This is a genomic window from Teichococcus rhizosphaerae, assembly GCF_002631185.1.
Classification (GTDB): Bacteria; Pseudomonadota; Alphaproteobacteria; order Acetobacterales; family Acetobacteraceae; genus Pseudoroseomonas; species Pseudoroseomonas rhizosphaerae.
This window is the reverse complement of sequence record NZ_PDNU01000002.1, coordinates 193,768-219,623: the sequence shown is the minus strand read 5'-3', so window position 1 is coordinate 219,623 and position 25,856 is coordinate 193,768. Positions and strand designations below refer to the sequence as shown.

Here is a 25,856-nt window from a genome sequence, read left to right as displayed (position 1 = left end):
TGTTCAGTCCGGCGCCACCTCCGGGAAGCGCAGGCTGAACCGGGTGCGCGGGCGGTGCTCCGTCAGCAGCTCCCCCTCCACCTGGCGGGCGCAGGATTGCAGCAGCGTCATGCCGAAGCCCGACGAGCGCATCGCGGCCAGCGCCTCCATGCCGGCACCGTCATCCTCCACGCTCAGCACCAGCTCCGCGCCCTCGCGGAGAAGCGCGACATGGATGTTTCCGCGCCGCCCGTCCGGGAAGGCGTGCTTGAGGGCATTGCCCACCATTTCCGCCACCGCCATCCCCAGGGGCAGCGCGCGCTTTCCGTCCAGCGTGACGGGAATCGCATCGAGATGCAGCGCGACGGGCCGCCGCCCCACCCAGTGGCGGGTGATCCAGCGAATGAAGAACTCCAGGTAGCGGTCCAGCGAAACGGTCCCGACATCGCCTTCGCGGTGGAGCGCCTCGTGCAGCGCCGCCATGCTCTGGATGCGCTGGCCGGCCAGTTCCAGCGCCGTCCTCACCTCCTGGGGGGCGCGGCGGGCCTGCAGGCGCAGCAGGCTTGAGACGAGCTGGAAGTCGTTCCTCACCCGGTGCGCCAGGTCGCGATAGAGCCGCTCCTGGCGCGTGAGCGCCTCCTGCCGGTCCTGTTCCGCCGCATGCCGGCCGGTGACGTCCACCAGCACGCCGGCGGCGCCTCCCGATGGCAAGGGCTCGCCGCGCAGCAGGAGGACGCGCCGCTCCCCACCGGCGGCGGGAAGGGGGCGGAAGGCGACCTCCACCGGCTCCTGTTCCAGCTTGCGCCCGGCCTGGCGCAGGGCTTCGAGGTCTTCCGGATGGATGAAGGTGTGGAAATGCCCCAGCGAGACCAGGCCGGCATGCGGATCGCGGCCGAGCAGGCGCCAGGCATGGCCGGAAAGCAGCAGCCCCTGGCCGGCGGCATCCCACCGCCAGCTGCCGGCCTCGGCCAGCCGCTCCAGGCACTCGGAAGCCCGCTCCAGCCGCCGCGCATTCTCGGCCGCATGGCGCAGCTCGCCCGCCAGCCAGGCCACGAGCAGCCCGACCGCCAGCAGGAGCAGCGCCTCCCCGGCCTTCAGCGCCCCGCCGCCCGATGACAGCTCCGCGCCCAGGGTGAGCAGCGCCAGCAGCAGCACGCACCCCACCCCGCCCGACCGGCCGGCCACGAGCCCGGCCAGGGCGATGGGAGGCAGCAGGAGCGCGGGCGCGTGCAGGCCGGGCCAGAAGGCTTCCGCGCCGCGCCAGCCCACCAGAGCCAGAAGCGCGCAAGCCAGCGCCACGAGCTGGCCCGAGAGCACCCCTCCCGCGCGCGGCAGGCGCGAGACGAGGCGGATCACACCCGGACCGCCGCCTGCGGGCTGATGGGCGCGCTTCCTCCTCCGGTTCCCCGCATCGGCCGGTCAGCCATTGACCACGGTGCCCCCGTTCGGGTGCAGGACCTGGCCGGACATGTAGGAGGCATCGGGTCCGGCGAGGAAGATGTAGCTGGGCGCCACCTCGTCCGGCTCGCCCGGCCGGGCCATGGGCGCGGACTGGCCGTGCTTCTCCATGCGCTCGGCGTCGAAGGTGGCGGGGATCAGCGGGGTGCGGATCGGGCCCGGCGCCACGGCGTTGACGCGGATGCCCTTCTCCGCCAGCGAAACGGCGAGGGAGCGGGTGAAGGCCACGATCGCGCCCTTGGTGGCGGCGTAGTCGATCAGGGTGGGGTTGCCGTGATAGGCGGTGATGGAGGTGCTGTTGATGATGGCGCCACCTTGCGGGATGTGCGGCAGGGCCGCGCGCGTCACCCAGAACTGCGAGAGGATGTTGGTGCGGAAGGTGGCCTCCACCTGCTCCGGCGGAATGGTGGCGAAGTCGTGGTGGACGTGCTGCTCGGCGGCGTTGTTCACCAGGATGTCGATGCGGCCGAAGCGCGCCACGGCCTCCGCCACCAGCCGCTCGGCCACCGCGCGGTCGCCGATGTCGCCGTGGCAGAGCAGGATCTCGCGCCCCGCCTCCTTCACCAGCCGCTCGGTTTCCCGCGCATCCTCGTGCTCCTCCAGGTAGCCGATGACGATGTCGGCCCCTTCCTTGGCGAAGCCCACCGCCACGGCGCGGCCGATGCCGCTGTCGCCCCCGGTGATGAGGGCCACCTTGCCGGCGAGCTTGCCCGCAGCCTTGTAGTCCCGCATGGCGGAGCGCGGCGCGGGGTCCATGGCCCATTCCCGCCCCGGCTGGCGTGGCTGGACGGCGACGGGTGCGGCGGGGTTCTGCTGGCTCATCGGTGGCTCTCGGGTCGGGTTCCGCGCGGCGGGTCAGGTCGCGCCGGAAGGGAAGGGGGAGCGCTGCGCCCCTTTCGGGGCAAGTCGCCGCGCGGCGGGAAGGGCGGTGGTCCGGGGCGGAGGCGGCAGGGCAGTCGAACGGTGCCGGCGCCCGGCGGGGCTGCTTCCAGGGAGCGGCGCGCTCCAGCCCATCCGGAAGGGGAATGGATGGGGGGCGCCATGGATCTGTCGCAAAACCTCGCCAGCCGGCCCGGCCCCGGAACCTCCGGCGCGCGGTGGGTGCAGCATGATGCGCCCAACAACCCTGGAGCCCCGGCAGAGTTTCAGGGGCGGGCGGGCCCGTGGACCAGACCAGCCCTGTCATCGAACCTTCATAAAAGTGAAATGGAAGCGTCGCCGCGCGGCTCTAGAAGGCCCTCGACCGAACCGGCCCCCGGCAGCCCTGCCGCGCAAGGGCCCAAAGACGGAGAGATATGGTGAGCAACCGGCTTCTGGCCCTGGCGGCTGGCGTTGTGGCCACGATCGGCCTGTCCATGACCGCGCATGCGCAGCAGGCGACCATCACCGGGGCTGGCGCGAGCTTCCCCAACCCGCTCTACCAGAAGTGGGGCGAGGCGGCGAAGGAAGGGGCTGGCATCCAGCTCAACTACCAGTCCGTGGGCTCGGGCGCCGGCCAGGCGCAGATCCGCAACCGCACCGTGGATTTCGGCGCCTCCGACGCGCCGATGACCGCCGAGCAGCTGCAGGAGCACAACCTGCTCCAGTTCCCGGCCACTATGGGCAGCCTCGTCGCCATCGTGAACATCCCGGGCGTCGAGGACCACAAGATGCGCCTGACGGGCGAGCTTCTGTCCGAGATCTACCTGGGCAAGATCACCAAGTGGAACGACCCCAAGCTGGTCGAGATGAACCCGGGCCTCAACCTGCCGAACCTGGCGATCGCGCCGGTCTATCGGGCGGACGGCTCGGGCACGACCTATGTGTGGGTTTCCTACCTCTCGGCCGTCTCGGGCGAGTTCAAGCAGCGTGTCGGCGTCGGCACCTCGGTCCGCTGGCCTGCGGGCACGGGCGCCCGCGGCAATGAGGGCGTGGCCGGCACGGTCCGCAACGTCCGCGGTGCCATCGGCTATGTCGAGCACGCCTACGCGGCGCAGAACAAGCTGGTGACCACCCAGCTGCGCAACAAGGCCGGCAACTTCATCACCGCCGAGCCGGAGGCCTTCCAGGCCGCCGCCGCCAATGCCGACTGGAGCGCGCCGAACTTCGCCGCCAGCCTGATCGACACCCAGGGCGAGAAGTCCTGGCCGATCGTCTCGCCCACCTTCATCCTGCTGCCCAAGAACCCGCAGGATGCCACCCGGGCGCAGAACGTGATGAAGTTCTTCGACTGGGCCTTCCGGAACGGCGACCAGATGGCCGTCCAGCTCGACTACATCCCGCTGCCCGAGACGGTCGAGGACGCCATCCGCGCGGCCTGGACCGCCGAGGTCAAGGCGGACGGCAAGGCCCTCTGGCCGGCCCAGTAACCGGCAGGAACGGGCGGACAGGACCAGGCGGGCGGCTCCGGAAGGGGCCGCCCGCTTCCCGCAAGACGGGCCGGGCGCTATCCCGCCCCTGAAACCCGCTTTCCGGAGCATCTCCCTTGCAGCAGGCCGCAACCTTCTCAGCCCAGACGGCGCCGCCGCCCCCGCACGAGCTGCGGCGCGGCAAGAGCTCCGGCGCCCTGGGCGACGCCATCTTCGCCGCAGCCTGCCGCAGCGCCGGCGTCCTCGTGCTTCTGCTCCTCGGCGCCATCATCCTGGAGCTGTTCCTGGGCGGGCTGCAGGCCTTCCGCACCTTCGGCCCCGCCTTCGTCACCTCGACGGAATGGGACCCGGTGCAGGAGGTGTTCGGCGCCGGCGTCTCGATCTACGGCACCCTCGTCACCGCCGTGCTGGCGCTGGTGATGGCCGTGCCGCTGGCCTTCGGCATCGCCTTCTACCTCACCGAGCTGGCGCCCCCCTGGCTGCGCCGCCCCGTGGGCACGGCGGTGGAGCTGCTGGCGGCGGTGCCCTCCATCATCTACGGCATGTGGGGCTTCTTCCTGATCGTGCCGTTCATGTCCACCACGGTGCAGCCCTTCGTCATCGACACGCTGGGCACGCTGCCGGTGCTGGAGAACCTCTTCGCCGGGCCGCCCTTTGGCACCGGCATCTTCACCGCCGCGCTGATCCTGGCGATCATGATCCTGCCCTTCATCGCCGCCACCATGCGCGACGTGTTCGAGACGGTGCCGCCCGTCTTCAAGGAAAGCGCCTACGGCCTCGGCTGCACGCAGTGGGAGGTGGTGCGCAGCGTGGTGCTGCCCTACACCCGCGTGTCGGTGGTGGGCGGCATCATGCTCGGCCTCGGCCGCGCGCTGGGCGAGACGATGGCCGTCACCTTCGTCATCGGCAACGCCAACCGCATCTCCGCCAGCCTGTTCGGGCCGGGCAACACCATCGCCTCTGTGGTCGCGCTGGAGTTCGGCGAGGCCGAGCTCGGCAGCCTGAAGCTTTCCGCCCTGCTGGGCCTCGGCTTCATCCTGTTCGTCATCTCCTTCATCGTGCTGGCTGCCTCGCGCTTCCTGCTGCGGCAGCGGCTGAAGGCCTGAGCCATGAGCGCCACCCTGCATTCCGCCAGCGGCCCCGCCAAGGACATGCGCGTCGCCGCCGCCCTCGGACGCCGCCGCCGCCACGTCTCGACGGCCGTCAAGGCCGCCTGCTACGCCGCCACGGGGGTCGGGCTGCTGCTGCTGCTCTCGATCCTCGGCACGCTGTTCTGGAACGGCTTCTCGGCCCTGAACCTGAAGGTGTTCACCGAGGTGACGCGCCCGCCCGGCTCCGAGGGCGGCCTGCTCAACGCCATCCTCGGCAGCCTGATCCAGACCGCCATCGGCACCGCCATCGGCACGCCGATCGGGCTGATGGTCGGCACCTACCTGGCCGAGTATTCCAAGAACTCGCCGCTGGCCAACGCGGTGCGCTTCGTCTCGGACATCCTGCTCTCGGCGCCCTCCATCCTGATCGGCCTGTTCGTCTACCAGATCCTGGTGGTGCCGTTCGGCGGCTTCTCCGGTTGGGCGGGCTCGGTGGCGCTGGCCATCATCGTCATCCCCATCGTGGTGCGCACGACGGAGGACATGCTCCGCCTGCTGCCCGACACGCTGCGCGAGGCGGTGATCGGCCTCGGCGCGCCGAAGTGGAAGATGATCACGCTGGTCTGCTGGCGCGCCGCCGCCTCGGGCATCGTGACCGGCGTGCTGCTGGCCGTGGCGCGGGTCGCCGGCGAGACGGCGCCGCTGCTGTTCACCTCGCTCGGCAACCTGAACTGGTCGCTCAGCCTCTCGGCGCCCATGTCCAGCCTGCCGATCACCATCTTCGCCTATGCCGGCTCCCCCTACCAGGACTGGATCGCCCTGGCCTGGGCCGGCGCGCTGATCATCACCCTGGGTGTGCTGGGGCTCAACATCGCGGCGCGCAGCCTGCTGCGCAGGAAGTGAGGAAGACCATGGACCTTTCCATGATCCAGAGCGGTGCCGGCACGGCCGCCGCGGCTGCCCCGGCGGGCGCGACGAGGAACGAGCCGCGCATCGCCGTGCGGGACCTCGATTTCTACTACGGCGCCAACAAGGCGCTGAAGGGCATCAACTTCGACCTGCCGGAGCGGCAGGTGACCGGCATGATCGGCCCCTCGGGCTGCGGCAAGTCCACCCTGCTGCGGGTGCTCAACCGCATGTACAGCCTCTATCCCGGCCAGCGCGCCACGGGCCAGGTGCTGCTGGACGGCAAGAACATCCTCGACGACGACGTGGACGTGAACGCGCTCCGCGCGCGCATCGGCATGGTGTTCCAGAAGCCGACACCCTTCCCGATGACGATCTACGAGAACATCGCCTTCGGCGTCCGGCTGCACGAGAATCTCTCCAAGCGTCAGATGGACGAGCGCGTCGAGTGGGCGCTGACCCGCGCCGCCATCTGGGGCGAGGTGAAGGACCGGCTGAACACCTCCGCCATGGGCCTCTCGGGCGGCCAGCAGCAGCGCCTCTGCATCGCGCGCTCCATCGCCGTGCGGCCGGAGGTGATCCTGCTCGACGAGCCGACCTCGGCGCTCGACCCGATCAGCACGCTCAAGATCGAGGAGCTGATCGACGAGCTGAAGCGCGACTTCACCATCGCCATCGTCACGCACAACATGCAGCAGGCGGCGCGCTGCGCCGACCAGGTGGCCTTCTTCTACCTCGGCGAGCTGATCGAGGTGGCGCCGGCGGAGGAGATGTTCACCGCGCCCAAGCAGAAGAAGACGCAGGAATACATCACCGGCCGCTTCGGCTGACGAGGAAGCCATGCAGACCCTGCCGACCGAATCGCCGAACCCGCAGCCCCAGCAGAGCGAGCACATCGTGCGTTCCTATGAAGAACAGCTCAAGCGCCTGCGCGAGATGGTGGCCCGCATGGGTGGGCTCGCCGAGCGCCAGGTGGCCGACGCCGCCGCCGCCCTGATCCGCCGCGACACCGACCTCGCCAGCGCCGTCGTCGGCCGCGACGGCGAGATCGACGCGCTGGAAACCGAGATCGAGAATTTCTGCGTCCGCCTGCTGGCGCTCCGCCAGCCCATGGCGGCCGACCTGCGGCTGATCGTCGCCGCCATGAAGGTCTCGACCGACATCGAGCGCATCGGCGACTACGCCCGCAACGCCGCCAAGCGCGCCATCGTCGTCTCGCAGCAGCCGCATATCGGCAGCCTGAACGGCTTCCAGTGGATGGCCAAGCTGGTGCAGGAGAACCTGAAGGACGCGATCGACGCGCTGGTGAAGGAGGATGCCGCGGCCGCCGAGCGCGTCTGGGGCGCCGACGCGCCGGTGGACGACATCTACAACGGCATCTTCCGCGAGATGCTGACGCACATGATGGAGGACCCGCGCAACATCACCGCGGCCACCCACCTCCTGTTCATCGCCAAGAACTTCGAGCGGATCGGCGACCACGCCACCAACATCGCCGAGACCGTCCACTACGCCGTGCTTGGCCACATGCTGCCCGAGGACCGGCCGAAGGCGGACGCCTCCGCCTACACCGTCGTCCGCCCGCCCGCCTGAGCGCGCGACCAAGTCCGAACGACCGAGGAAAGACCCCGGCCATGGCTGAGCTGAATACCGGCATGCCCCGCCCGACCATCCTGGTGGTGGAGGACGAGGCGCCGCTGCTGACCCTGCTGCGCTACAACCTCGAGAAGCAGGGCTTCAAGGTGGACGAGGCGGCGGATGGCCAGGAGGCGCTGATGCGCGTGGCCGAGGCGCCGCCCGACCTCGTCCTGCTGGACTGGATGCTGCCGGCCATGTCCGGCCTCGAGGTCTGCCGCCAGCTCCGCCGCCGGCACGACACGCGCGCCCTGCCCATCATCATGGTGACGGCCCGCACCGAGGACCAGGACGCCGTCCGCGCCCTCGACATCGGGGCGGACGACTACATCGCCAAGCCCTTCGTGATGGACGCGCTGCTGGCGCGCATCCGCGCCCTGCTGCGCCGCACGGGCGGCGTGGCGGCCAAGGGCATGCTCGCCTGGCACGACGTGACGATGGACCAGGACGCGCACCGCGTCTTCCGCGCCGGGCGGGCGCTGCATCTCGGCCCCACCGAATACCGTCTGCTGGAGTTCTTCCTGCAGCATCCGGGCCGCGTCTTCTCGCGCGAGCAGCTCCTCGATGCCGTCTGGGGCCGCGACATCCATGTGGAGCCGCGCACGGTGGACGTGCATATCCGCCGCCTGCGCAAGACGGTGAATGGCGAGGGCGAGGTGGACATCATCCGCACCGTGCGCAGCGCCGGCTACGCGCTGGACCTGGAACACGCCTGAGGCGCCGCTCCGGGCGGGCGCCGCCCTCCGGGCCGGCCCCGCCTCTCCGGCCTTCGCGCGCCCTCACTTGCGCCGCTCTCTCCTTGCACCGGCCCGGTTCCGGCGGCATCTGGGATTCTCCACATCCGCCAGGGAGATCCCATGGACCCGACCGCACCCCGCCCGCAGGAGACCGAGTCCCGGATGCGCAATGTCGCGCTGGCGGTGCACGGGCTCTACGCGGCCAGCTTCCTGTTCGGCGTCACCTCGCTGATCGGCGTCGTCGTCGCCTACATGAAGCGGGGCGAGGCGGCTGGGACCATCTACCATTCCCACCTGACCTACGCGATCCGCACCTTCTGGATCGGGCTCGCGCTCAGCGTCGCAGGCTTCGTGCTCTCCTTCCTGGGCATCGGCTTCCTGATCTGGGCCTTCGCGCTGGTGTGGTTCGTGATCCGCCTGGTGCGCGCCTTCCTGGCCTGGAACGACCGCCGGCCGGTCGAGCGGCCGGAGCGCTTCTTCTGAGCGCATCCTGCCGCGCCTTCTCCGCGCCGACTGACAGCCAGCACGGCCGGCGCTACCCTGTGGCCTGAATCGGAAAGACAGGATACCAGCCTGTATGGCCGGAAGCATGGAACTGTCCTTGCGCCTGAGGCCCGAGGCGGAGGCCGTGCCGGTGCTGCTGGACCGGCTGGAGGCCTATGCCTGGGAGGCGGGCCTGCCGCCGGCCGCCGCGCAACGCCTGGCGCTGGTCTGCGAGGAGTGGCTGGCCAATGTCGCGATGCACGGGGCGGGGGCGAGCTTTGCCGAGCTGGCGCTGTGGCGGGAAGCGGATGGGCTGCATCTGCGCCTCGCCGATGACGGTCCCGCCTTCGATCCGCTGGCCGAGCCGCCGCCCGACACGGAATGCCCGCTCGGGGAGAGGATGGCGGGCGGGCTCGGGCTCCACCTCATGCGGCGGATGACCCGGCGGCTGGACTATGCGCGGGAGGCCGGCCGCAACAGGCTGCTGGCGGTGCTGGACGTGGCGTGACGGAACGCGGAAGGAGCGGGGAAGGTCATGGAGATTGTGGAGATCGAGGCGGAAGGCATGACGGTGGCGGTGCTGGAAGGGCGGCTCGACACCGCGACCGCCCCGGCGGCCGAGGCGCGGCTGCTGGCCCTCCTGGCCGAGCGGCCGGTGGTGGCCGACCTGTCCGCCGTGCGCTACGTCTCCTCGGCGGGGCTGCGGGTGCTGCTGAAGGCCGCCAAGCAGGGCACGGCCTCCGGGCACGGCTTCAGCATCTGCGGCCTGCAATCGCCGGTGCGCGAGGTTTTCGAGATTTCCGGCTTCGACCGGATCATCACAGCCTACCCGACGCGGGCCGAGGCCCTGGCCGCCTGAGGCGCACCGGCAGCGAGGGCAGGGAGCCGTTCCCGCCGTGACGCATCTCCCTTCCGCCGAGGCGCTGGCCAGCCGCGGGCTGGAGCGGCTGGTCGGCCTGTCGGACGGCGTGGTGTTGCAGGGAAGGCTGCGCCGCGCCGCACCGCTCATCGCCGAGGCCGGCTCCGGCAGGCTCGCCCGCCCCGCCACGGACGACCCGTTCTGGGCGACGCTGATCGATGCCGTGACCGTGCAGGAGACGCGCCTGTTCCGCACCCCGCGCCAATGGCAGGACCTGGCGGAGCGCGTGCTGCCGGGGCTGGCGGCGCTGGGGCGCCCGGCGCGGCTGCTGTCCGCCGGCTGCGCCACCGGCGAGGAGGCCTGGACGCTGGCCGTGCTGGCGGCGGGGGCGGGGCTGCCCGCCGCCGTGCTCGGCCTCGATCTGTGCCGGCCCGCGCTGGAGCGCGCGGCCACCGGCACCTTCCCACCCGGCCCGCCCGACCCGCTGCGCGACGTCCCGCCCGCCTACCGTGACTTCTTCGCCGTCTCGGCCAATGGCGTGCGGGCCCGCCCGGGCCCCCGCGTCTCGGTGCGGGTGGCGCGCGCCAACCTGCTCGAACTGCCGGAGGCGGGCCCTTCCTTCGATGTGATCCTCTGCCGCAACGTGCTGATCTACCTGACGGCCGAGGCGCGGGAGACGGTGCTGCGCCGCCTGCTCGCGCGGCTTGCGCCCGGGGGGGCGTTGATGCTGGGCGCCACCGACGTGCCGCCGCCGGCCCTGGGCCTGCGCTCCTGGGCCGGGGACCTGCCCTGCCTGTGGCGGCGATGAGCGAGGCCGCGCTTCGGGCGGGGGAAGGGTGGTACCGCCTGCCGCCCGGCACGGTCCCGGTCGCGCCGGCCGCCCTCCGCCCCGTGCCCGGCATGCCGGAAGGCATGCTGGGCCTGGCGCTGCGGCAGGGCGTGGCGGTGCCGGTGCTGGCGCCCGGCGGCCTATCCGGCCCGGTCTGGCTGGCCTGCGACGGCCCGGCCGGCCCTTTCCTCGTCACCGGCGATGCCGTGGCCGCGCCGGCGCCGCCCGGGGCCTTGCCGCTGCCCATGCGGGCCACCGCGCCACGCCCCGCGGCGCCCCACACCTCATCCCCCGTGCCGCCGCCCATCCAGCCGCCCGCCGCCGGAGCACCCGGCCCGATCGCGCCGCGGCGGGAGGAGGCGCTGCTCCTTCACCTGGCGGGATGGCGCTTCCCCTTGCCGGCGGGAGCCCTGCTGCGCGTGGTGCCGCTGCCGCCGCTCGCGCCGCCCCCTGGCCGCCCGCCCGGCGCGCTGGGCCTCGGGATGGTCGCGGGGGAGGCGGGCGCGGCGCTGCTGCTGGACCCCGCCTGGCTGGATCCCGCCTGCCCTGATCTGGGCGCGCCCACCCTGGCCGGCGCGCCGCTGATGGCTGTGCTGCTCCTCGGGGGCCGCTGCTACGCGCTGCCCTGCGACCATGTCACCCCCGTCCCCTCGCTGCCGGAGGGAGCGGCGAGGCTCGGGGAGCGGCTGGCGGGGCCGGAGGCGGCGCCGCTCCGGGCGCTCGCGCCGCCGCACCGCCTCATGCCCCCGCTCGCGCCACGGCCGGGGCGGGATCTGCTGCTGGCGCGGGCCGGCACGCTCGCCTTCGCCCTGCCGGTGGAGGAGGTGGGGGCCTTGGTGGCGCCGCAGGCCCCGGCCGCGGTGCCGAAGGCAGGTGGCCGCCTGCGCGGCGTGGTGGCGCATGGCGGCGACGTGCTGCCGGTGCTGGATGGCGGCGAGGCGATGGGGGAGGCCTCGGTGCTGGCGGCGCATCCCGCGCCGCCCTTGCTGCGGCTCGGCGGGGCTTGGCCGGTGGCGCTGGCGGTCAGCGCCGTGCTCGGCCTGCGCCGCTGGCCGCTGGCCGACATCCACCCGCTGGAGGTGCCGGGCCTCGTTGCGGCCCTCGCCCTGCCCGGCGTCGCGTCGGAGCGCCCTTTGCCCGTGTGTCGTGCCGAGGCGCTGGCGGCGCTGCTGGCGGGAGAGGCGCGGTGATCCGCGTCCTGGTGGTGGATGACAGCGGCTTCATGCGGCTGGCGCTGCGGCGGATCATCGAGGCGGAGGGCGACCTCAAGGTGGTGGGGGAGGCGGCGGATGGCCATGCGGCGCTGGAGCTGGCCGCGCGGCTGCGGCCGGACGTGGTGGCGCTCGACGTGGAGATGCCGGGGCTGGATGGCCTCGCCGTCACCGAGGGCCTGATGGCGCAGCCCTTGCCGCCGGCGGTGGTGATGGTCAGCCACCACACGCGGGAAGGCTCGGAAATGGCGCTGGCGGCCCTGGCGCGGGGGGGCGGCGGACTATCTCTGGAAGGGATCGGCGCTGTCCGGCCTCGATCTCGGGCAGATCGACCGCGAGCTGCGCGGCCGGCTGCGCCACTGGGCCACCGAGCGGGCGCGTGCCGCCCGGCCCGCGCGGATGTTCGAGCCCGCCTCCACCCCGCCGCGCGCCGCGCCCCGGCCGCCGCGCCGCGGCCGGGAAGGCGAGGCGTTCGACCTGCTGCTGCTGGGCGCCTCGACCGGCGGGCCGGACGCGCTGGCGGCGCTGCTGGGGGCGGCGGGCGTCCTGCCGGTCCCCTGCGTGGTGGCGCAGCACATGCCGGCGGCGCTGGGGCCGGACTTCGCGCGGCACCTGGCGGCGCGGACGGGGCAGCGCGTGCTCCTGGGCACCCATGGCGCCCGCCTCTCGCCAGGGGAGGTGCTGCTGCTGCCGGGCGGGACGGACGGGCACCTGGCCTGCACGAGCGGGGGCGGGCTGGCCCTGCGGCTGGCCGCCGGAGCGGGGCTGGTGCATCCTTCGGTGGACCGGCTGTTCCGCTCCGCCGCCCTGGCGGCGCGGCGGCCCTTGGCGGTGGTGATGAGCGGCATGGGGCAGGATGGCGCGGCGGGCATAGAGCCGCTGCTGGCGCGCGGTGGCCTGGTGCTGGTGCAGGAGGCGGCGAGCTGCGTCGTCTCCGGCATGCCGGCCGCCGCGCCGCCCATCATGCCATCCGCCGCGCCACGCGGCTGAGGGGATGGGAGAGCCGATGTCCGACCCGCTCGATCCGGAGCTTCTGGCCGCCTTCCTGCCTGAGTGGGACGCCGCCGCCACGGCGCTCGGCACCGCCGACGCGGCGGCCACGCCTCGGCTGCTGGACCATCTGCGCGGCATGGCCGGTGCCTTTGAACTGCGCTCCCTGTCCGGGATGCTGGCCGCGGCGGAGCCGCTGCCGGAGCCCTTCGCGCCGGGCGCGCTGGCGGGCCTTGCCGCGGCGCTGCGGGCGCAGGCGGCGCGCATCGCCGGAGCGGGAGCCGACGTGCCGCCGCCCGAGGATGCGGCCGCCCCGCCCCAGGCGCCGCGCCAGTGCCGCGTGCTGCTGGTGGATGACAGCGCCATGATGCGCCGCCTGCTGCGGGAGAGCCTGTCGGCCGAGCCGGCCTTCGCCGTGGTGGGCGAGGCGGCGAACGGCCATGCCGCCCTGGAGCGCATGGCCGCGCTCCAGCCGGACCTGACCCTGCTGGACATCGAGATGCCGGAGCTCGACGGAATCGGGGCCCTGCGCGCCTGGAGCCTGACAGGCCCCGGGGCGGTGGTGGTGGTCTCCTCCGCCGCGCGGCCCGGCACCGCCCTGGCGGCCGAGGCGCGGCGGCTCGGCGCGGCGGCGGTGGTTGGCAAGCCGTCCGGTGCCTTCAGCCCCGATCTGCGCGACCGCCAGGGCGGTGCCATCCTGCGCGCCGCGCGCCGTGCGGCGGGCCTGCCTTCCGCCGGGGAGGCGGGCTGATGCTGGAACGGGAGGACGCCCTCTGGGCGGAGTTCGCCGCCGAAAGCGAGGAGCATCTCGACGGCATCGAGGCGGTGCTGACAGGAGCCCCGCCCGGCCGCGAGGGGGTGAACGCGCTGTTCCGCGCCTTCCACAGCCTGAAGGGGATGAGCGACGCGCTGGGCGCGCAGGGGCTGAAAACCCTGGCGCACGCGGCGGAGGACGTGCTGGGCCTGGTGCGCGCGGGACGCCTCTCGCTGGACCCCCCCATGGCCGACCTGTTGCTGCGCACGGTGGACACGCTCCGCCGCCAGCGCCGGCAGCTGCTCGGCCGGCAGCCCGAGCTCCCGGCCGATCCCGCGCTGATGGCCGGGCTGCGCCGCCTGGCCGGCGGCAGCGCCGCGCCGCCCCCACGGCCGGACCCTCAGCCGGAGCCGCCACCATCCAGCCCGGCATCCGGCGACGCGGCCGATCCCCTGATGGCCACCCTGGCCTCACGCTGCCGCGCGGCGGTGCCGCTGCTGGCCGGGCTGGCGGGAGCGGCCCCAGGGGAGGCGGCCACAGGGGAGGCGGCCACAAGGGAGGCGGCCCCAGGGGAGGCGGCCCCAGGGGAGGTGGCCACAGGGGAGGCAGCCACAGGGGAAGCAGCAACAGCCGAGGCGGCGCGGCGGGAGGCGACCGCGCTTTCCGAGGCGGCGGCGCTGCTCGGGCTGCACCGGCTTTCCACAGGCTTCGCCGCCCTGGCGGAGGCGGAGGCCGGCATCGCGGCGCTGGCGGCGCTCGGTGGGTTGCGCCGGCAGCTGGAGCGGCTGAGCACCCTGGCGGGCGAGCCCGCGGGTGCCGAGGCGCTGCCTGCCGCCTTGCGGGGCGCGCCGGAGCATTGGATGGCGCCGCTCCTCGCCCTGCTGGGAACCGGTGCGGCGCCGGAGGAGCTGGCGGGACCGGCCCGGCAGGCGGCCGCCATCGCCGCCGCCCTGGGCCAGGATGCGCTGGAACAGCGCCTGCTGGTGCTGGAGGATCTGGCCGACCGCGCCGCCGAGCCGGACGCAGCCAGCGCCCTGGCCGAGGCGCGCGCGGCCCTACTGCATGCGCGGCCCGATTCCGTGCCGGCCATGGCCTGGCCGGCGCCGGGCATGCCGGAGCCGGGGCTGCCGGCCATGTTCCTCGGCGTCATGGGTCCGGAGGCGCGGCGCCGGGCCCTGGCGGCGCGGGCGGCGGGGCAGGGGCTGTTCCTGGCCCGTCTCGCTCTGGGCGAGGACGCGGCGCTGGAGGAGCGGGCGGGCGGCTGGCTGCGCCAGAAGGGCGAGGTGCTGGCCAGCCAGAACCCCGCCGGCGCCGAGCCGCCGGTGCTGGAGCTGCTGCTGGCCAGCGCGGCGGAACCCGGCAGCCTGGCGGAGCAGGCGGCGCTGCTGGACCCGGAGCGCCGGGTGCTGCGCGAGATCACCCCCCTGCCCGGGACTGCGCCTCCGGAAATCGTGCGGCCGGAGGAGGCCGAGGCCGCGGGCCCGGTGACGCTGCGGGTGCGGCAGGAGACGGTGGACGACATCATCGCCCTCCAGGCGGAGCTGAGCGCGGCCGCGCTTTCCCTGTCCGAGGTGGTGCGGGAGGGCGGCACGCGGGCCGCGCATGGCCGGCTGGCGGCGCTGGAGGCGCTGCTGCCGCCCCATGCCGCGCCACGGCTGGCCGCCGAGCTGGAGCGGCTGCGCCAGGGGCAGCAGGCGCTGGAAACCGCCGAGAGCCGCCTCGGGCTGGCGCTGCGGCGGCTGGACGATGCGGTGATGGGCCTGCGCGTGGTGCCGATCGGCACGCTGCTGGCGCGGCTGCCGCGCGTCGCGCGCGCGGTGGCGCAAGGGGGCGGCAAGCAGGTGGAGGTGGTGCTGGAGGGCCAGGAGGTCGCCATCGACCGAGGCCTGGTGGAGATCCTTTCCGACCCCCTGCTGCACCTGGTGCGCAACGCCGTGGACCATGGGCTGGAAGATCCGGCGGCGCGGCGGGCCGCGGGAAAGCCCGAGCGCGGCCTGCTGCGGATCGCCGCGCGGCGGGAGGGCGGCGAGATCCTGGTCCGCGTCGCCGATGACGGCGCGGGGATCGACACCGGTCGGGTGCTGCGGCGGGCGGTGGCACAAGGGCTGGTGGAGGAGGCGGCGGCGGCGCGGCTTTCCCTGCCCGAGACGCATGCGCTGCTGTTCCGCCCCGGCTTCTCGACCGCCGAGCGGGTGACGGGAACCTCGGGGCGGGGCGTCGGGCTGGACGTGGTGCAGGCGGCGGTGCGCCGCGCGGGCGGCACGCTGGCCGTGGAGAGCCGGCCCGGCGAGGGCACCGCCTTCCTGCTGCGCCTGCCGCTGGCGGCCTCGATCCAGAGCGTGCTGCTGGTGGAGGTGGCGGGCCACCCCTATGCGCTGCCGGCGGCGCGGGTGCAGGGCGTGGTGGAAACAGCGAACCTGCCGGCGGAGGCCGGGCGGCGCTCCCTGGCGGCGCTGCTGGGCCTGCCGGAAGGCCCGGAGGGGCAGGCGGGCGTGGCGGTGCTGGTGCGCTCGGCGGGGCGGCTGCTGGCGTTGCAGGTGGATCGCGTCCGCCGCCGCTCCGACCTGCTGCTGCGCCCGCTGCACCCCGCCCTGGCCAACCTGCCGGGCGTCGCCGGCATGGGCGTGCTGGGCGACGGGGAGCCCGTGGTCCTGCTGGAGCCCGAGGGCTTCTGACGAAGCCGGTCCCGGGAGCGGGCCGCATGATGGGCCGGAACGGGTCGCGCCCGTTCCGGCCCGCCTTCCTCAGCGGCGGCGGCCGTCGATGCTGAAGCTGCCCGGCCCGGCGAAGACCAGGTAGAGGAACACGAAGCAGAACAGGATCGCCGCGTCCCCGCCGTTCAGCACCGGATAGAAGCTGCGCGGCGCATGGGCGATGAAGTAGGCGAAGGCCATCAGCCCCGACAGCACGAAGGCCGCGGGCCGGGTGAACAGCCCCACCAGCACCAGGAGCCCGCCGAAGAGTTCCAGCATGCCGGCCGTCCAGGACATGGTGAAGGCGGCGGGCAGGCCGCTGGAGGGCGCGGCCGGGAAGCCCAGAAGCTTCTGCGTGCCATGGGCGATGAACAGAAGGGCTGCCATGATGCGCAGGGCCGCCAGGGCGTGCGGCGCGAAGCGTTGCAGGGAGGAAGAACTCGTCACGGATGGTCTCCTGGCTGGCGCGGGAGGGCCCCGCGCTTGCCGCGGAGATGGACCATGCGGGGGATGATGCAATGCCTGCCCTGCAAGCGACAGCCCGGCAGGAGACAAAACCGTGCCGCAGCGGCGAAGGGGCGGCAAAACTGTCAGGTGTTGATTGTTTACAGGGTTGCCGCCTGCCCGTAAGAGTATGGCAAGGAATGGCGGCATGGCCGCCCGACCGCATGAGGAAACGGCCGGCGGCGCCGGCCCGGCAGGGAAAACCGGCATGAGTGGCAACGACGACATCCTGTTCCAGACGCTGGACAACGGCATTGCCCGCGTCACCTTCAACCGCCCGCAGGCGCGCAACGCCTTCACCTTCGAGATGTATGAGCGGCTCGCCGCCTATTGCCAGGAGGTCGCGGAGGACAAGTCGGTTCGCGCCATCATCCTGACCGGCGCGGGCGACAAGGCCTTCGCCGCCGGCACCGACATCAACCAGTTCCGCGCCTTCAAGACTCCCGAGGACGCGATCCAGTACGAGGAGCGGATCAGCCGCATCATCTCGGTGCTGGAATCCTGCCCCAAGCCCACCATCGCGGCCATCAACGGCGCCTGCACCGGCGGCGGCGGCGCCATCGCCGCCTCGTGCGACATCCGCATCGGCTCCAGCAATGCCCGCTTCGGCTTCCCCATCGCGCGGACGCTGGGCAACATCCTCTCCATGGGCGCCTTCTCGCGGCTGGTGTCGCTGATCGGCCCGTCGCGCACCAAGGAGATGATCTTCACCGCCCGCCTGCTGGACGCGGCGGAGGCCAAGGAGATCGGCCTGCTGCATGAGGTGGTGCCGGAGGGCGGCGACCTGCAGGCCCGCGCCGAGGAACTGGCCCGCACCATCGCCGGCAACGCGCCGCTGACGCTGCGCGCCACCAAGGAGGCGATCGCCCGGCTGCGCCCGGCCATCTCCTCCGAGGAAGGCAAGGACCTGGTGCTGATGTGCTACATGAGCCAGGACTTCCGCGAGGGCATGGACGCCTTCCTGAACAAGCGCGCGCCCGTCTGGAAGGGCGAGTAAGCCCCCTCCGCCCCGCCCGCCGGACCATCTCGGGGGCGGGGCTGAAATCCACGCCGCGCCCCTTCTCTTTTTCCGGCGCAGTGGCATGACAGGGGAGGCGGCGGGGCGGGCCTTCGGGCCACGCCCGGCCGCCTCCTTCCGCGTGAAAGGCCAGACCGCCCATGATTCCCCGCCTCGCCGAACTGCCCGCCCCGGCTGCGCCCGCCCTGGCCTTCCTGGACGAATTGCGGCTGCGCGGCTTCTCGGGCGACATCTCGTCGGGCGTGGCGGACCGGGTGGTGATGTCCACCGACAACTCCATCTACCAGCGCCAGCCGGAGGCCGTGGTGTTTCCGCGCACGGTGGAGGACCTCCAGCGCATCGCCAGGGTGTCCGCCGACCCGCGCTTCCACGGCCTGGCCATCGGCCCGCGCGGCGGCGGCACCGGCACCAACGGGCAGTCGCTGACGGACGGCATCGTGGTGGACGTGTCGCGCCACATGACCCGCATCCTGGAGATCAACGAGGCCGAGGGCTGGGTGCGCGTCGAGCCCGGCGTGGTGAAGGACGCGCTGAACGCCACCCTCAGGCCGCTCGGCCTGTTCTTCGCGCCGGAATGCTCCACCAGCAACCGCGCGACGCTGGGCGGCATGATCTCGACCGATGCCTGCGGCCAGGGCTCCTGCCTGTATGGCAAGACGCGGGACCATGTGCTGGCCCTCTCCGTGGTGCTGATGGACGGCACGCTGTGGGAAAGCCGCAAGCTGGACGAGGCGGAGCTGGCGGCAGTGGCGCGGCGGCAGGACATGGTAGGCGCCATCCACCGCGTGGCGGACGGCATCGCGCGCGAGCAGGGGCCGCTCATCGCCGAGCGCTTCCCGCCGCTGAACCGCTGCCTCACCGGCTACGACCTCGCCCATATCCGCGATGCCGAGGGGCGGTTCGACCTGAACTCGCTGCTCTGCGGCTCCGAGGGCACGCTGGCGATGATCGCGGAAGCGAAGATCCGCGTGCTGCCCATCCCGAAGCGCAGCGCGCTGATCAACCTCCGCTACGACAGCTTCGACGCCGCGCTGCGCGATGCCCGCGTGCTGATGGCGCTCGGTGCCGCCTCGGTGGAGACGGTCGATTCCAAGGTGCTGGGCCTGGCGCGCGGCGACATCGTCTGGACCAGCATCGCCGAATACCTGCCCGACGACCCGGAAGGCCCCGCCGCCGGCATCAACCTGATCGAGTTCGTGGGCGACAGCGAGGTCGAGGTGCGGGCGCGGCTCGACGTGGTGGAGGCGCGCCTCGCCGCGGAGGGCCGCAGCCATGGCCGGCGCGGCCACACCGTGGCGTGGGACCAGGCGGGCGAGCGCATCCAGGGCATGCGCAAGCGCGGCGTCGGCCTGCTCGGCAACATGCAGGGCGACAAGCGGCCCATCGCCTTCGTCGAGGACACCGCCGTGCCGCCGGAGAACCTGGCCGACTTCATCGGCGAGTTCCGTGCGGCACTGGACCGGCGCGGCCTGGAATACGGCATGTTCGGCCATGTCGATGCCGGCGTGCTACATGTCCGCCCGGCACTCGACATGAAGGCCGAGGGCGCCGAGCGGATGATCCGCGAGATCACCGACGAGGTGTTTGCGCTCACCCGCAAGTATGGCGGGCTGCTGTGGGGCGAGCACGGCAAGGGCGTGCGCTCCGAATACGTGCCGGAGGTGTTCGGCCCGCTCTACCCGAGCCTGCAGGCGATCAAGGCGGCCTTCGACCCGCGCAACCAGCTCAACCCCGGCAAGATCGCCGCCCCCGGCGACGCGCCGCTGCTGGCGATCGACCGCGTGCCGATGCGCGGCCAGCTCGACCGCACCATCCCCGCCCCCGTGCGCGCCGCCTATGACGAGGCGCTGCACTGCAACGGCAACGGTGCCTGCTTCAACTACGACACGCAGGACGCGATGTGCCCCTCCTTCAAGGCGACCGGCGACCGCCGCCATTCGCCGAAGGGCCGGGCCAGCCTGTTCCGCGAATGGCTGCGCCAGCTTTCCGCCGCCGGGGTGGACCCGATGGCCGAGGCCGAGCGCATCCGCGGCGCGTCCTTCCTGTCCGGCCTGCCGGCGCGCATCCGCAACGAGATGGCCCGCCGCCGCGGCGAGGCGGATTTCTCCCATGCGGTGAAGGACGCCATGGATGGCTGCCTCGCCTGCAAGTCCTGCACCGGGCAGTGCCCGATCAAGGTGGACGTGCCGAGCTTCCGCGCGAAGTTCCTGGAGCTGTATCACGGCCGCTACCAGCGCCCGCTGAAGGACTACCTGGTGGGCATGATCGAGCAGGTCCTGCCGCTCGGCGCGCGGGTGCCGGGGGTGGCCAATGCGGTGCTGGGCAGCGGGATCGGCCGCGCCCTGGCGGCGAAGGGCGGGCTGGTGGACGCGCCGCTGTTCAGCGGCCTGGACGTGGTGCGGGAAGCCGCCGCGCGCGGCGTCCGGCTCGCGAGGCCCGAGGCGCTGCGCGGCCTGGAGGCCGGGGAGCGGCAGCGCCACCTCGTCATCGTCCAGGACGCCTTCACCAGCCATTTCGAGACGGGGCTGGTACTGGACCTGCTGGAGGCGCTGCAGGCGCTGGGCTTCACGCCGTGGCTGGCGCCCTTCCGGCCCAACGGCAAGCCGCTGCACGTGCACGGCTTCCTCGGCGCCTTCCGCCGCCAGGCCGAGGCCAATGCCGCCATGCTGCGCGCCCTGGCGGAAAGCGGGGTGGAGCTGGTCGGCCTCGACCCGTCCATGACGCTCACCTATCGCTCCGAATACAAGGGCATCGCCATGCCGCCCGTGCTGCTGCCGCAGGAATGGCTGGCACGGCGCCTGGCGCTGCTGCCCGAGCTGCCGGAGGGCGGCGGCTTCTCCCTGCTGCCGCATTGCACGGAGCGCACCAACGCCGCCGCCTCGCTGAAGGACTGGCAGGCGGTGTTCGCCCGCCTCGGCGCGCCGCTCGCGGTGCTGGCATCGGGCTGCTGCGGCATGGCCGGCACCTATGGCCATGAGGCGGAGCACCGCGACACCTCGGCGCGCATCTACGACCTGTCCTGGCGCGGCCATGTGGCGAGGCAGGGGGAGCGGCTGCTGGCCAGCGGCTATTCCTGCCGCAGCCAGGTGAAGCGGTTCGACGGCGTGCAGCTTCGCCACCCGATCCAGGCGCTGCTGCTGCGCCTGCGGGAGGCGAAGGCGGCCTGACCCGTCAGGCTTCCGGCTCCGCCCCCTCCAGGAAGGCGCGCACCAGCCGCGCCCGCGTGCCGCCGCGCATCCACATCAGCCCGATGCGGCGCGGCGGAAAGGGGCGGGGCAGGGGGATACGCGTGATGGCGGGGCCGGCCGGCCAGGGCGGCGCCCAGTCCGGCACCAGCGAGACGCCGAGGCCACGCCCCACCATCACCGCGATGGCATCCAGCGCGTCCAGCTCGAAGCGCTCGCGCGGCGCGAGGCGGGCTGCGCGCAGGTAGCGGTCCGCCAGCCTGCCGCCCCACTGGTTGCGGTCGTAGCGGATGAAGGGCTCGGCCGAGAGCAGCGCGTGCGGCTCGGCGCCCGCCATCGCCTCCGGCGCCAGCACCACCAGCGGCTCCTCCCGCAGCAGGCGCCATTCGCAGCTCTTGGGCGGCGCGAATTCCGGCTGCACGATCAGCGCCGCGTCCAACTCCCCCAACTGGATGCGGCGATAGAGATCGGCCGAGATGCCGGGGGAGATGTGCGTCTCAAGCTGCGGGTAGCGCGTGGCCAGCCGCGCCAGCATGGCCGGCAGCAATCCCGTCATGGCGGTGGCGATGGCGCCGAGCCGCAACTCGCCCGCCAGCGCGCCGGCGGTGGCGAGCGCCCGCAGGTCCCGCGCCTCGCGCAGCAGGGCGCGGGCGCGGTCGAGGATGGCGAGGCCCGCTTCCGAAGGCGCCACGGTGCGGCCGGCGCGCAGCAGCAGCGTGGCGCCCAGTTCCGCCTCCAGCGTCTGGATGCGCTGGGACAGGGCGGCGGGCGTCAGGTGCAGGCGGCGCGCGGCGGCGGCGATCGAGCCTTCCTCCGCGACCGCCACGAAGCTGTCGAGGAAACGTGTGTCCATTGGATAGGAAACCTATCGTCCGAAATCAGGAAAGGAAGGGTTTTCTGATTGCTCCGGCCTTGCCAGACTGGTTGCCGACACCGCCAAGCGCGGCATGGACTGGCACAAGGAACACGGCCGATGGATCTGGGCCTCAAGGACAAGGTGGCGCTGGTGCTGGGCGCCGGCGGAGGGCTTGGCGGCGCCATCGCCCGCTCCCTGGCGGCGGAGGGTGCCAGGCTCGCGCTGGCCGATGTCAGCGCCGAGGGACTGGCGCGCATCGAGGCCGAGGTGAAGGGTGCCGGCGCGCAGGCGATCAGCCTGACCTGGGATCTCGCCGACCTCGCCGCCATCGAGACCAACGTGGCGCGCATCGAGGCGGAACTCGGCCCGGTGCAGGTGCTGGTGAACAACACCGGCGGCCCGCCGCCGACGCCGGCCGGCGGCCAGGACCCGGCGCTGTGGGCCAAGCACTTCAACGCCATGGTGCTGTCCGTCATCGCGCTGACCGACCGCGTGCTGCCGGGCATGAAGGCCGCCGGCTGGGGCCGCATCGTCACCAGCACCTCCTCGGGCGTGGTGGCGCCGATCCCCAACCTCGGCATCTCCAATGCGCTGCGCTCGACGCTGGTCGGCTGGTCCAAGACCCTCGCGCGCGAGGTGGCGCGGGACGGCATCACCGCCAACATCATCCTGCCCGGCCGCATCGCCACCACGCGCATCCGCTTCCTCGACGAGCAGAAGGCCAAGCGCGAGGGGCGGGACGTGTCGCAGGTCGAGGCCGAGAGCACCGGCTCCATCCCCGCCGGCCGCTATGGCGAGCCGCAGGAATACGGCGACGCCGTGGCCTTCCTCGCCTCCACCCGCGCCTCCTACATCAACGGCTCCGTCATCCGCGTGGATGGCGGCCTGATCGCCAGCATCTGAGGTTCCGCCCCATGTCCGTCGAAGTCGCGCCGCTCGACCAGAAGATCATCGACACCCTCTCGGGCATCTCCACCGCCACGCTGACGACGGTGTTGCTGAAGAAGGGCCTGCGCAACGTGTGGATGCGCGGCACCCGCCCGCTGAAGCCGGGCCAGCCGCGCCTCGTCGGCCGCGCCTTCACGCTGCGCTTCGTGCCGGCCCGCGAGGACCTGGCGACGCCCGCCTCCTGGTCCAACCCGATCTCCACCCGCTCCGCCATCGAGGCGATGCCGGAGGGCGTCATCGTCATCGCCGACGCCATGGGCGTGACCGATGCCGGCATCTTCGGCGACATCCTCTGCGCCCGCATGGCGAAGAAGAAGGTCGCCGCGCTGGTCACCGATGGCGTGGTGCGCGACGGCGCCGGCGTCATCGGCACCGGCCTGCCGGTGTGGTGCCAGGGCAACGCGGCGCCGCCCTCGGTCGCCGGCCTCACCTTCATCAACTGGCAGGAGCCGGTGGGCTGCGGCGGCGTCGCCGTGTTCCCGAACGACGTGGTCGTGGTCGATGACGACGGCGCCGTGCTGATCCCGTCCGCGCTGGTGGACGAGGTGGCCGACCTCGCCGCCGAGCAGGAGGCGCAGGAAAGCTGGATCATGGGCGAGGTGGAGCAGGGCGCCTCGCTGCCCGGCCTGTATCCGCCGAACGCCGAGAACAAGGCGCGCTACGAGGCGAGCCGCAAGAAGATCTGAGCCCGCCCCGGTGCTCCGCCCTCCGCCAAGAGGGGGCGGGCACCAGAGGGAACGGGAGGAAGGAGACAAGAAGACATGACCATCACCCGCCGCGGCCTCGCCGCGCTGGGCGTGGCGGCGCTGGCCGCGCGCCCCGTCCAGGCCCAGTCCTGGCCCGCCGAGCGGCCCATCGTCGTCTACGTGCCCTTTCCGCCCGGAGGCGGCGTGGACCAGATGGCGCGCGTGATCCTGCCGCATGTGCAGCGCCACCTGCCGGGCGCCACCTTCATCGTGGAGAACCGCCCGGGCGCGGGCAGCCAGATCGGCATGGAAGCGACGTTCAACGCCCGGCCGGACGGCTATGTCCTGGGCGCCGTCACCTCGCCCGCCCTGATGACCATCCCCTTCGAGCGGCCGGTCCGCTACAAGGTCGAGGAGTTCACCTACATCGCCAATGTGGTGGACGATCCGGGCGGGCTGTGGGTGAAGACCGACTCCCCCATCAAGTCCCTGCAGGACCTGCTGGAGCGGGCAAGGAAGGATCCGGGCGGCCTCAGCTTCGGCACCACCGGCATCGGCTCGGACGACCACCTGGTGATGCTGGAGGTGGAGCAGGCGGTGCCGGACGTGCGCTTCAGCCACGTGCCATTCAACGGCGCCGCGCCGTTGCAGACCGCGGTGCTGGGCGGGCATGTCGATGTCGGCTGCTTCAACGTCAGCGAGGGTGGTCCCGGCTACCGCGATGGACGCTTCCGCTGCCTGGCGCAGGCCGGCGCGCGGCGCGACCCGTCGCTGCCGGACGTGGCCACGCTGACGGAGCAGGGCGTCAAGGTGGTGGCCGGCGCGCAGCGCGGCATCGTGGCGCCGCCAGGGATGCCGCAGGAGGCCCAGCAGAAGCTGGTGGCCGCCTTCCGCGCCGCGCTGTCCGACCCGCAGTTCCTCGCCGATGCCGAGCGGCTGGCGCTGCCGGTGAAGGGCATGGTGGGCGACGAGTACCGGCAGGCCGTGCTCGGCCTCGACGCGCGGCTGAAGGAGATGTGGGCCCGCAAGCCCTGGCGCGACCAGTAGCGGCGCCGGCGGGGCCGCGGTCCCCTGGAAAGGGGCCGCGGCCTTTTTGGCCGGTCAAGTGTTGACAGTTTAATGTCTGGGGCGACAGGCTGCGCCCCGACGGGACATGAAGGTCCACAGCCGCGCGGCCGACGTGGCGGGGCCGAGGAGGAAGAATGGACAAGATGGAAGCCCCGAAAGGCTCCGGCTGGCGCCGCCGCACCCTGCTCTCAGGCCTGGGCGGGGGGCTGCTCGCCATGCCCTTCATCCGCCCTGCCCGGGCCGTGGCCTTTCCGCAGCGCCCGATCGAGGTGGTGACGCATGCCGGCGTCGGCGGCGGCACCGACATCACCGCGCGGATGATGATGATGCAGGCGCCGGCCGAGCTGGGCGGCGACATGACGGTGGTGAACAAGACGGGCGGCAGCGGCGCCGCGGCCATCGCCTATGCCGCCAGCAAGCCCAGGGATGGCCACACCCTGCTGCTGGTGACGCAGAGCCACATCCTGACCATGCTGCGCATGCGCCTGCCGGCGCAGTTCGACGACCTCGTGCCCATCGCGCGCGGCACGGCGGACGCGCAGGTGGTGATGGTGCGCGCCGGCGGCCCGCTGGCCTCGGTCGCGGCGCTGCGCGAGCAGGGCGGGGACCGCTCGCTGAAGATCGGCGTCACGGCGGTGGGCAGCCTGGACCATGTGACGAGCTTCGGCTTCGCCCGGGCGGCCGGGCTGCGGCAGCTCTCGGCCGTGCCCTTCCGTGGCGGCGGCGACATCGTGGTGAACCTCGTCGGCGGCAATGTCGAGCTCGGCGTGCTGAACTATGCCGAGGCCGAGGCGCAGATCACCGCCGGCGAGGTGCTGCCCCTGCTGGTGCTGGCCGATGAGCGGCTCGCCGCCCTGCCGGACACGCCGACCGCTAAGGAGAGCGGCATCGACTTCTCCGCCATGGTGGCGCGGGGCTACTGCGTGCTGAAGGGCACGCCGGAGGACCGGGTGGCGAGGCTGCGGGACGGGGTGCTGCGCGCCATGCGGACGCCCGCCTACCGCAACTACCTCACCAGCTCCGGCCAGGCCGCCGGCAGCGCCGCCGGCGCCGAGATCTGGGCGCGGCAGCTGGCCGAGTACCAGTCGCTGAGCCGCGAGGCGCTGGCCGAGCTGGGGCTGGCGCGATGAGCCGCCCCGCTCCCTTCCTGTGGCGGGACCGGCGCGTGGCGCTGGTCGTGGCCGGGCTCGCCCTTGCCTTCCTGGCCGGCACCTTCAGCTTCGAGGCGGTGCCGCTGGCGCTGATGGAGGGGCTGGGCGCCAGCGAGTTCCCGCGCCTCGTGGGCGCCGTCATCCTGCTGCTGGCGGTGATGCTGGCGCTGCGGCCCGCCCCGGCGGAGGAGGAGGAGCTGCCCGCCGTCAATGGCTGCGGCTGGGCCACCTTCGCCGCCTGTCTCGGCTTCCTCGCGGCGATGGCGGTGGTGGGCATGCTGCCCGCCATGTTCCTGTTCATGGTCGGCGTCGGCTGGCTCTGGGGCGAGCGGCGGGTCGGCGTGCTGCTGCTCAGCGCGGGCGGCGTGGTGCTCTGCCTGTGGCTGCTCTTCGTCCGGGTGTTCGGCCTGGGCCTGCCGGGCGGCATGCTCGGCGAGATGCTGTTCAACTGAGCGGAGGCGACACGC

The 25,856-nt window shown here is 73.0% G+C and carries 25 protein-coding genes and 1 pseudogene; 22 read left to right on the top strand and 4 right to left on the bottom strand.

The genetic code is table 11. The annotated features are described in order from the left end of the window. Nucleotides 1-3 precede the first annotated feature (3 nt). Both CR162_RS02255 and CR162_RS02250 read right to left on the bottom strand, forming a co-directional pair. Complete coding sequence (locus CR162_RS02255) at nucleotides 4-1,335, bottom strand: sensor histidine kinase (RefSeq protein WP_099093888.1); 1,332 nt, start codon at nucleotides 1,333-1,335, stop codon at nucleotides 4-6. 63 nt (nucleotides 1,336-1,398) lie between these two features. After that, nucleotides 1,399-2,259: an SDR family oxidoreductase gene (locus CR162_RS02250; protein ID WP_099093887.1), complete on the bottom strand. Its 861-nt coding sequence runs from the start codon at nucleotides 2,257-2,259 to the stop codon at nucleotides 1,399-1,401. 473 nt (nucleotides 2,260-2,732) lie between these two features. Between CR162_RS02250 and pstS the strand changes: the two genes are divergently transcribed. The 15 genes and pseudogenes from pstS to CR162_RS02175 all read left to right on the top strand — a co-directional run bounded on the left by pstS (nucleotide 2,733) and on the right by CR162_RS02175 (nucleotide 15,955). Further along, on the top strand, nucleotides 2,733-3,785 hold the full coding sequence (gene pstS, locus CR162_RS02245) for a phosphate ABC transporter substrate-binding protein PstS (protein ID WP_099093886.1): 1,053 nt from the start codon (nucleotides 2,733-2,735) through the stop codon (nucleotides 3,783-3,785). 116 nt (nucleotides 3,786-3,901) lie between these two features. After that, the gene (gene pstC / locus CR162_RS02240) at nucleotides 3,902-4,891 is read left to right on the top strand and encodes a phosphate ABC transporter permease subunit PstC (protein ID WP_408887446.1); all 990 of its coding nucleotides are present in this window, start codon (nucleotides 3,902-3,904) and stop codon (nucleotides 4,889-4,891) included. A 3-nt stretch (nucleotides 4,892-4,894) separates the two neighbouring features. After that, nucleotides 4,895-5,779: a phosphate ABC transporter permease PstA gene (gene pstA / locus CR162_RS02235; RefSeq protein WP_218014823.1), complete on the top strand. Its 885-nt coding sequence runs from the start codon at nucleotides 4,895-4,897 to the stop codon at nucleotides 5,777-5,779. Between the two features lie 20 nt (nucleotides 5,780-5,799). Further along, nucleotides 5,800-6,612 carry a phosphate ABC transporter ATP-binding protein PstB gene (gene pstB, locus CR162_RS02230; RefSeq protein WP_099093939.1) on the top strand — a complete coding sequence of 271 codons (813 nt, stop codon included), beginning with the start codon at nucleotides 5,800-5,802 and terminating at the stop codon, nucleotides 6,610-6,612. A 10-nt stretch (nucleotides 6,613-6,622) separates the two neighbouring features. Further along, complete coding sequence (gene phoU / locus CR162_RS02225) at nucleotides 6,623-7,375, top strand: phosphate signaling complex protein PhoU (protein ID WP_099093885.1); 753 nt, start codon at nucleotides 6,623-6,625, stop codon at nucleotides 7,373-7,375. Nucleotides 7,376-7,416: 41 nt separating this feature from the next. Then, nucleotides 7,417-8,133 (top strand): phosphate regulon transcriptional regulator PhoB, encoded by a 717-nt coding sequence (gene phoB, locus CR162_RS02220; protein ID WP_099093884.1) that lies wholly within the window; start codon nucleotides 7,417-7,419, stop codon nucleotides 8,131-8,133. Between the two features lie 141 nt (nucleotides 8,134-8,274). Next, nucleotides 8,275-8,637, top strand: coding sequence for a DUF4870 family protein (locus tag CR162_RS02215; protein ID WP_141563056.1), 363 nt, complete (start codon nucleotides 8,275-8,277; stop codon nucleotides 8,635-8,637). 94 nt (nucleotides 8,638-8,731) lie between these two features. After that, nucleotides 8,732-9,145: an ATP-binding protein gene (locus tag CR162_RS02210; RefSeq protein ID WP_099093882.1), complete on the top strand. Its 414-nt coding sequence runs from the start codon at nucleotides 8,732-8,734 to the stop codon at nucleotides 9,143-9,145. Nucleotides 9,146-9,172: 27 nt separating this feature from the next. Then, nucleotides 9,173-9,496 (top strand): STAS domain-containing protein, encoded by a 324-nt coding sequence (locus tag CR162_RS02205; RefSeq protein ID WP_099093881.1) that lies wholly within the window; start codon nucleotides 9,173-9,175, stop codon nucleotides 9,494-9,496. Between the two features lie 37 nt (nucleotides 9,497-9,533). After that, entirely contained in the window at nucleotides 9,534-10,304 is a 771-nt protein-coding gene (locus tag CR162_RS02200; RefSeq protein ID WP_099093880.1) for a CheR family methyltransferase, read from the top strand. Next, nucleotides 10,301-11,515, top strand: a complete 1,215-nt coding sequence (locus tag CR162_RS02195) for a chemotaxis protein CheW (protein ID WP_141563055.1) — start codon at nucleotides 10,301-10,303, stop codon at nucleotides 11,513-11,515. Before CR162_RS02200 ends, CR162_RS02195 begins: the two co-directional genes overlap by 4 nt. Further along, nucleotides 11,467-11,790, top strand: a pseudogene (locus CR162_RS23205) (response regulator); the annotation flags it as partial. The gene CR162_RS02195 and the pseudogene CR162_RS23205, both read left to right, overlap by 49 nt. A gap of 145 nt (nucleotides 11,791-11,935) precedes the next feature. Further along, complete coding sequence (locus CR162_RS02185; RefSeq protein ID WP_099093878.1) at nucleotides 11,936-12,526, top strand: chemotaxis protein CheB; 591 nt, start codon at nucleotides 11,936-11,938, stop codon at nucleotides 12,524-12,526. Nucleotides 12,527-12,542: 16 nt separating this feature from the next. Continuing rightward, a complete protein-coding gene (locus CR162_RS02180; protein WP_176559683.1) occupies nucleotides 12,543-13,277 on the top strand; it encodes a response regulator in 735 nt (244 codons plus the stop codon). Further along, nucleotides 13,277-15,955, top strand: coding sequence for a chemotaxis protein CheA (locus CR162_RS02175; protein WP_099093876.1), 2,679 nt, complete (start codon nucleotides 13,277-13,279; stop codon nucleotides 15,953-15,955). The genes CR162_RS02180 and CR162_RS02175 overlap by 1 nt, the downstream gene beginning before the upstream one ends. Nucleotides 15,956-16,024: 69 nt before the next feature. On the opposite strand, the gene CR162_RS02170 is transcribed toward CR162_RS02175, so the two are convergent. Next, entirely contained in the window at nucleotides 16,025-16,420 is a 396-nt protein-coding gene (locus CR162_RS02170; protein ID WP_099093875.1) for a DoxX family protein, read from the bottom strand. A gap of 265 nt (nucleotides 16,421-16,685) precedes the next feature. On the opposite strand from CR162_RS02170, the gene CR162_RS02165 reads away from it, so the two are divergent. Together CR162_RS02165 and ydiJ are read left to right on the top strand one after the other, a co-directional pair. After that, the gene (locus tag CR162_RS02165; RefSeq protein ID WP_099093938.1) at nucleotides 16,686-17,474 is read left to right on the top strand and encodes an enoyl-CoA hydratase/isomerase family protein; all 789 of its coding nucleotides are present in this window, start codon (nucleotides 16,686-16,688) and stop codon (nucleotides 17,472-17,474) included. Nucleotides 17,475-17,635: 161 nt separating this feature from the next. Further along, nucleotides 17,636-20,662, top strand: a complete 3,027-nt coding sequence (ydiJ, locus tag CR162_RS02160) for a D-2-hydroxyglutarate dehydrogenase YdiJ (protein WP_099093874.1) — start codon at nucleotides 17,636-17,638, stop codon at nucleotides 20,660-20,662. Between the two features lie 4 nt (nucleotides 20,663-20,666). On the opposite strand, the gene CR162_RS02155 is transcribed toward ydiJ, so the two are convergent. After that, the gene (locus CR162_RS02155; RefSeq protein WP_099093873.1) at nucleotides 20,667-21,533 is read right to left on the bottom strand and encodes a LysR family transcriptional regulator; all 867 of its coding nucleotides are present in this window, start codon (nucleotides 21,531-21,533) and stop codon (nucleotides 20,667-20,669) included. Nucleotides 21,534-21,653: 120 nt separating this feature from the next. Between CR162_RS02155 and CR162_RS02150 the strand changes: the two genes are divergently transcribed. From CR162_RS02150 to CR162_RS02130, 5 genes are all read left to right on the top strand, one after another. Further along, nucleotides 21,654-22,439, top strand: a complete 786-nt coding sequence (locus CR162_RS02150; RefSeq protein ID WP_099093872.1) for an SDR family oxidoreductase — start codon at nucleotides 21,654-21,656, stop codon at nucleotides 22,437-22,439. Between the two features lie 11 nt (nucleotides 22,440-22,450). Beyond that, entirely contained in the window at nucleotides 22,451-23,170 is a 720-nt protein-coding gene (locus CR162_RS02145; protein WP_099093871.1) for a ribonuclease activity regulator RraA, read from the top strand. Nucleotides 23,171-23,245: 75 nt separating this feature from the next. Beyond that, nucleotides 23,246-24,217, top strand: a complete 972-nt coding sequence (locus CR162_RS02140) for a tripartite tricarboxylate transporter substrate binding protein (protein WP_099093870.1) — start codon at nucleotides 23,246-23,248, stop codon at nucleotides 24,215-24,217. 164 nt (nucleotides 24,218-24,381) lie between these two features. Continuing rightward, a complete protein-coding gene (locus CR162_RS02135; protein WP_176559682.1) occupies nucleotides 24,382-25,368 on the top strand; it encodes a tripartite tricarboxylate transporter substrate binding protein in 987 nt (328 codons plus the stop codon). Continuing rightward, complete coding sequence (locus tag CR162_RS02130; RefSeq protein WP_099093868.1) at nucleotides 25,365-25,841, top strand: tripartite tricarboxylate transporter TctB family protein; 477 nt, start codon at nucleotides 25,365-25,367, stop codon at nucleotides 25,839-25,841. The genes CR162_RS02135 and CR162_RS02130 overlap by 4 nt, the downstream gene beginning before the upstream one ends. Nucleotides 25,842-25,856: the final 15 nt, after the last annotated feature.